The following is a 6,585-nucleotide window of genomic DNA, read 5'->3' on the forward strand; positions in this document are numbered from 1 at the left end:
TTCTAATACCAATTCCCGCTACACAAGTAACGGATAGACAATAATAGAAAAAAAGCCATACTGAAGTAAGTAAAGTAGCGAGGTTTAAATGGCATTAAGATCAAAATTATTGGATGAAAAAGTGGTGGAATCAGCAAAAGAAATGCTGAAGAAAGTAAGAAATAACGCATATGTTGCAAAAAAACTAAATGCTGTAATTGCAGCAAAAAAGCACAGTATAACAGCCGTAGCAAAGATATGCTGCATTTCAAGAAAGGCACTTACTGCATGACCTAAAATTTGGCAGAGAAGAAAAATTATTTGCTCCGCCTCAACGCCGTAGAAAAACTATATTGAATCAAAGTCAATGTGAACAAGTTGAGGTGTGGATAGAGGAAAACCCTAATATTACTATAAAAGAAATGAAAATAAGAATTCAAGAAAAGTTTGGTTTGAATATCAGCAAATCTACAGTACACCGTAATATGCAAAGAATGAAATTCTCATATATCACACCAAGACCAGTGCATAACGGACAAGATAAAAGTAAACAAGAGGAATTTAAAAAAAAATCTTAATGAAACTATTGTCATGTATCCTGAAAAAGAGCTATTTTTCTTCGATGAATCGCGGTTTGGCACACATTCAAAGATTGGACACGGGTGGTTTAAAAAAGGCATTAGGACACAGGTTAAGGTAAAACTAGGTAGGCAAAATTTTTATCTCTATAGTGCAGTTAATCCCAGAAATGGAGAAAGTTCTAGCTCAAACGTCAATACTGATTGTATGAATATATTCCTTGAGCAGATGTCACAATATTTAGGAACAAGGGAGGCATTTCTTATCATGGATTGTGCTAGTTGGCATAAGTCAAAAAATTTAAAAGTACCTAAAAATATCGACATTATATACCTACCACCATACTCACCTGACCTCAATCCTGTTGAGAGGTTTTGGTTATATATAAAACAGAACATTTTGCGTAACAAAATCTACGACACAATTGCTTTGCTTGAGAGCGCTTTGTGCAAATTTATTACCTCTCTTTCTCACTCCACAATTAAAAAACTCTGCAATGCCGCTTATTTGATTCACTAGTAATGAGAATTGGTATAACGCACAAAGTAGCAGACTAGATGGAGAAAGTTATCAATACACCACAAGAGACTATATGACAATTTACTTTAATAACACACTAGCAAGTTTCAGTAGATCATTGAGAGAATTTAAAGAAAAAGCGTATGGATTTATGTATGATATCGGAACTTGGTTGAAAGAAACATATGAAAATCTCACTGAACGACCTGCAACGCATAATCGCTATACCCCAAAAGAAAAACCCCTTGTTGAAGTTGAAGAAATAGAAATGAAGGAACTAAACCGTACATATAAGCCATTCCAAACTCCACTTATCCACCCAACAAGCAGAAGTTCTGGTGCCAATACCTCAAATCAAGTTGTTGTTACTCGACATACACCTGAAACTACTAAAACAAAATAGATGTAAAACCTACGTTTAAATATGTAGTACTTGAGTGAAGCATTCTTTAACTGTTCTATTCAATAAAACCTTTACAATATTTCAATCATAGGTTTAACTTTACGAAGTTATAATCTATAGGGCTACGATGAACGATTATCTCTCACTGCTAAATCCAGAACAACAATCAGCTGTAACTAACATAGATGGACCGGTTTTAATATTGGCAGGAGCCGGAACCGGAAAAACAAGAACGATTACTTCAAGAATAGCACACATAATTAGAAATGGTCACGCTTATTCTGATGAAATATTAGCTGTTACATTCACAAATAAAGCAGCAAATGAGATGGTATCAAGGGTACTTGAGCTAACGGGCACAAACATACCATGGCTTGGCACTTTCCATGCAATTGCAGCAAAAATTTTGCGCCTGCACGCAGAAATTGTGGGCTTAAACCCCAATTTTACAATCATTGGTGTGGATGACCAATTACAGGTAATAAAAAATATTATCAATGAAATAAGCCCTGATTACCTATCAGAAAAATGTAAGACCATTATGAATATTATTCAGCAATGGAAAGAGAAGTGCTTATTGCCATCTGAAGTGGAAGATATTCAATCATTTAGGCCAGTGTACGTAACTGCACTCAAAGTCTATCACCAGTATCAGGAAAGGTTGAGATTCCTTAACTCTGTCGATTTTGGTGACTTATTGCTATATAACATACAACTCTTTAATCAAAAGACCGAAGTTCTGTCCTACTACCAAAACAAGTTTAAATATGTCATGGTAGATGAATATCAAGATACAAATGCGATACAATATCTTTGGCTAAAATACCTTGCAAAAGAGCACTCAAATATTTGCTGTGTAGGAGATGATGACCAGTCGATATATAGTTGGCGTGGTGCAGAAGTTGAAAATATTTTGAAGTTTTCTGATGATTTTAAAAATGCAAAAACCGTTAAACTAGAGTGTAACTACAGGTCAACATCCCACATACTTGCAACTGCGTCATATGTTATCAATCACAATAAGACTCGCTTAGAAAAAAAATTGTGGACAACAAACATTGAAGGGGAAAAGGTAAATCTAATAAAATTATGGGACGGAAAAGCTGAAGCAAGGTTCATAAGCGAACAGATATTAAAGCTCAATAAATACAGATTTAGTGACATTGCAGTGCTGGTAAGGGCCACTTTTCAAACTAGAGTTCTCGAAGAGTATTTTATAAAATATTCAATTCCCTACAAGATTATAAGTGGCGTAAAATTCTACGAACGTCAGGAAGTCAGGGATATAATTGCATATTTAAGACTCGTTACAAACAATAACGATGACTTAGCTTTCGAAAGGATCGTAAACCGGCCAAAAAGAAGCATAGGAGCTACAACTCTAAAGAAAATATACACGACTGCTCAGGATAACAAAATTTCTTTTTTTGAGGCAGCAAAAATATTAGTTAATAGTAATCAAGTAACCGAAAGAATTAAACTCTCACTAAATGATTTTTTAAATAAAATTAAAGCTTGGGAAGAAATAGTAAGCGTAAAACCACTGCATGAATTCGTTAAAATCGTAGCAAACCAATCAGGGTATATTGAAATGCTTGAAAATGAGGAGGTAACAGGCTTAGCACGAATAGAAAATGTCAAGGAGCTCATCTCATCTTTAAAAAATTTCGATAATGCCACAACTTTCTTGGAGCACATAAGTTTGGTGATGGAAGTGGATAATATGAATAACGATGACACCGTATATGTTATGACTCTTCATGCAGCCAAAGGACTTGAATTCCCGTGCGCGTTTCTACCTGGTTGGGAAGAGGGATTATTTCCTCATCAAAGATCTTTTGATGACAAAAGTGGTAAAGCTTTAGAAGAAGAAAGGAGACTCGCATATGTTGGCATAACCAGAGCCAAAGAAAGGTTAATCATTTCATGTGCAGATAGGAGGGAAATTAACAACCAGTGGCAACCGATGCGCACTTCTCGGTTCATTAAAGAATTGCCAAGAGAAAATGTTGAGGTAATTAAAAGCAACATTGCCTACTGTTGAAGCTATAATTGCAGATAAACATATCTTACAAATCTGAATTACTTTAACTATATGTTTCTCCTGGCAAAAATTCTGTAACCGTTCACACTTAATTCTTCAATCTCATACCAATTTCTATTACATAACAAACAAATAGACAATAGAAGTGAGAAGGTTATACTAAGGCAGTATAATGATGGAGTTTTGGAATGGTATTGGTATCAGGTTGCAATTTTAGCTTACATTGTGCCAATCTTTCTTCAATTGCTGCTCGCATAAATTCTGCCTGTCTTTTAGTTCTGCAGTGCACTATCGCATCATCCACATATCTTTCAAATGGTACTGTTGGGTGATTTTGTTTCATCCATATATCAAATGCATGGTGCATAAATATGTTTGAAATGATTGGGCTTATTGAACCTCCTTGCGGAACTCCTTTTTTCCCTAACTACCTTACTGCCATCTGCTTGCTGAATAGGGGATTTCATCCACCTTTCAACATACAGTATGACCCATTTGCAGTCTGTGTGCTTCTTGATAGCCTGCAGTGCTAAATTGTGGTCCAGATTGTCGAAAAATCCTGTAACATCAACAGCTTTCTTGGTAATCGTATCCTGTCTCCAATAAACAGCGGTTTTGCTATGTATCCTTGATCAGCAAAAAACTTACGTAAAGTTGGAGCCTTGTATTTAGCTTGAGTGAAAAGATTTAGAGCACCATCACGATCTTGAACACTTGCACTATGAACATCAGCCGCAATAATTAAGCCCACTGTATCTACAACAATATGACGTTTTCTACCCTTTATTTTTTTTTCAGCATCATATCCTCTGGATCCCCTTTTTGAGTGGTTTTTACTGATTGACTGTCAATTATTCCTACTGAAGGTGTTTCATTTTTACCAAACATTTTTCTTACCTCTTTTACTAGCATATTATGTATTTTTTCCAATTTGCCATTACTATGTCACCTGAGAAAATAGTCATACACCGTCTTCCATGGAGGAAAATCTTTCGGCAGCATTCTCCATTGACAACCACCTCTCATTATATACCTTATTGCATTAATAATTGTTCTGATATTGTGCTTTCTTGGCCTCCCTATCTTTCCTTGTGCAACATGTGGCTCCAAAATTTCCCATTCCTTATCACTTATATCACTTGGATACAATTTTCCCTCCTATTTTTTACTTACACTATCATATTTTTTTCCTCATTCCTTTTCAAGACATACTCTTAGACAACTGGACGTCAAGCCTATCCTAGTGCTGCATATCAAGCTCATACTCAGTATGTAAATCTTTGACTAAAGCTACAGCGCATTCTTTTTGAACAATTATACTGATTTTGATTTCAGATGTTGTGATAGCAAGTATTTCTATCTTTTTTTCGCTTAAAACCTTGAGTGTGCGGTGCATCACTTCAGTGTTAGACATAACACCAATACCAATTATTGAAATTTTAGCTACATTATTGTTTATAGCATAATTTTCATTCTTATTCAGTAACTTTTCCATTAAATCAATATCAAATTTGGAGATAACAAAACTTGACCCATGTATCATATCAATTTTAACGTTTGCTCCTGCTATGTCTCTTAAAGTGCGCAAGTTATTTGCAAGGTTAGTGAAAGTTACAAGAGCTTCATTAGTGCTATAAGCTATTCCAGTAATTAAGTATCTCTCTAGTACCTCCCTTTTGTGTAGCACTGTGGTGCCTTCTACTTCCTTAAAAGTGGATAGCACTTGCACTTTAATGTCATGTTTCATTGCAAGTTGTACTGAACGATTATGCAATATTTTAGCACCAGATGACGACATTTCCAACATTTCATCGTAAGAGATAAATTTGAGCTTGCGTGCCTTTGGAACAATTCTCGGGTCTGCTGTATATATTCCATCAATATCAGTAAAAATTTCGCAAGTTCTAACACCAAAGGCTACCGCGAAGGCAACTGCTGATATATCAGAGCCTCCTCTTCCAAAAGTAGTGATTCTATCATCATTTATACCCTGAAAACCAGCAATGATCGCAGCAGTATAACCCTCAGCAAAAGATCTTTTCACACGTTCAATCTTTATTGTTTTTATTTTAGACTCAGAATAAAAATCATCAGTTACAATTGGTAACTGCCAGGCAAGCCACGATTTAGCATTAACTCCGATCGATTGGAGAGTGATAGCTAATAGACCGCAAGAGATTTGTTCTCCTGCTGAAAGCATAACGTCATACTCTGATAACTCTTGTCTATAACTTAAATTTGAGATTTGCCTAGCCTGAAAAACCATTTGGTCAGTAAATCCTGCAACAGCAGATACAACAACGATTACATTACAACCTTTCTCAATATCGTTTTTTATCAAATTTGCAACTCGGTTTAAATCAGTTAGCGAAGTCCCACCAAATTTTTTTATGATTATTTTGTCCATAGTTACAATATAACTCTCTTCTGAAGAAAAATATAGTTTTTGTAGAGATAGCAGCTTGCAAGCCATTCAGAAAAGGGAAGACAAAGCTATAGCTAACGCGTCATACCACGATTCATTCCATAGCTGTACGAACATTCATTTTTGAAGGTAAATTGCACAGCAAATGGTGTCATCCCAGTGCCTAGACACTGGGATCCAGAAGACTTAATTTCAACCAAGTGGCTGCATAATAAAGGCTGGATTCCAGTGCCAAGCACTGGAATGACACCCTCCCTTGTGGAAATTGCTCTCAAATCACAATGTTCGTACAGCTATGGATTCATTCGCGGTATAGATTCCGCTAACTAGTAGCGGAATGACGAATTTGTTGTTTTAAAATTGTCAGTAAATCTAAGTTAGTTTAGCTATATAGCACGAATTAAACCGCTAGGCAGCAGAAGACCTTGCATGACCTCCAAAAAATGCTTTTACTCTTTCAAGATAAGTAGGTGGTTCTGCAGGGATTTCTATTTCATCTATTTTAGAATATATTGCCGCGTCTACGACTTCATCCGTTATTAACTCCCTTAACCTTTGTTTTATCTGCCCTCTCTGAATATGCTCCCCATAGTCGTTATAAAACTTTACATATAATTCCTTAAACACGAATTCTTT

Annotated in this window: 5 protein-coding genes and 4 pseudogenes; 4 read left to right on the forward strand and 5 right to left on the reverse strand. The window is 35.7% G+C overall.

What is annotated here, in order from left to right; translation table 11 throughout:
• Positions 1 to 88: 88 nt before the first annotated feature.
• From ACIPNH_RS05245 to ACIPNH_RS05255, 3 genes and pseudogenes are all read left to right on the forward strand, one after another.
• Positions 89 to 1,077: pseudogene (locus ACIPNH_RS05245) on the forward strand (IS630 family transposase).
• 61 nt (positions 1,078 to 1,138) lie between these two features.
• Positions 1,139 to 1,480 (forward strand): annotated as a pseudogene (locus ACIPNH_RS05250) (WD_0964 family protein); the annotation flags it as partial.
• A gap of 127 nt (positions 1,481 to 1,607) precedes the next feature.
• Positions 1,608 to 3,524, forward strand: coding sequence for an ATP-dependent helicase (locus ACIPNH_RS05255; protein WP_400772097.1), 1,917 nt, complete (start codon positions 1,608 to 1,610; stop codon positions 3,522 to 3,524).
• A 154-nt stretch (positions 3,525 to 3,678) separates the two neighbouring features.
• On the opposite strand, the gene ACIPNH_RS05260 is transcribed toward ACIPNH_RS05255, so the two are convergent.
• The 4 genes from ACIPNH_RS05260 to ACIPNH_RS05275 all read right to left on the reverse strand — a co-directional run bounded on the left by ACIPNH_RS05260 (position 3,679) and on the right by ACIPNH_RS05275 (position 5,931).
• Positions 3,679 to 3,891 (reverse strand): hypothetical protein, encoded by a 213-nt coding sequence (locus tag ACIPNH_RS05260; protein ID WP_400772099.1) that lies wholly within the window; start codon positions 3,889 to 3,891, stop codon positions 3,679 to 3,681.
• A gap of 162 nt (positions 3,892 to 4,053) precedes the next feature.
• Positions 4,054 to 4,311 carry a transposase gene (locus ACIPNH_RS05265; RefSeq protein WP_138264905.1) on the reverse strand — a complete coding sequence of 86 codons (258 nt, stop codon included), beginning with the start codon at positions 4,309 to 4,311 and terminating at the stop codon, positions 4,054 to 4,056.
• Between the two features lie 158 nt (positions 4,312 to 4,469).
• Positions 4,470 to 4,673: an IS5 family transposase gene (locus ACIPNH_RS05270; RefSeq protein ID WP_007549940.1), complete on the reverse strand. Its 204-nt coding sequence runs from the start codon at positions 4,671 to 4,673 to the stop codon at positions 4,470 to 4,472.
• Between the two features lie 91 nt (positions 4,674 to 4,764).
• Positions 4,765 to 5,931 (reverse strand): aspartate kinase, encoded by a 1,167-nt coding sequence (locus ACIPNH_RS05275; protein WP_400772101.1) that lies wholly within the window; start codon positions 5,929 to 5,931, stop codon positions 4,765 to 4,767.
• Positions 5,932 to 6,066: 135 nt separating this feature from the next.
• Here ACIPNH_RS05275 and ACIPNH_RS06785 point away from each other — a divergent pair.
• A pseudogene (locus ACIPNH_RS06785) lies at positions 6,067 to 6,243 on the forward strand (WPE palindromic element domain-containing protein); the annotation flags it as partial.
• A gap of 114 nt (positions 6,244 to 6,357) precedes the next feature.
• Here ACIPNH_RS06785 and ACIPNH_RS05285 read toward each other — a convergent pair.
• Positions 6,358 to 6,585: pseudogene (locus ACIPNH_RS05285) on the reverse strand (hypothetical protein); the annotation flags it as partial.

The sequence above is a fragment of the Wolbachia endosymbiont of Drosophila barbarae genome, from assembly GCF_044752445.1.
GTDB classification, from domain to species: domain Bacteria; phylum Pseudomonadota; class Alphaproteobacteria; order Rickettsiales; family Anaplasmataceae; genus Wolbachia; species Wolbachia pipientis.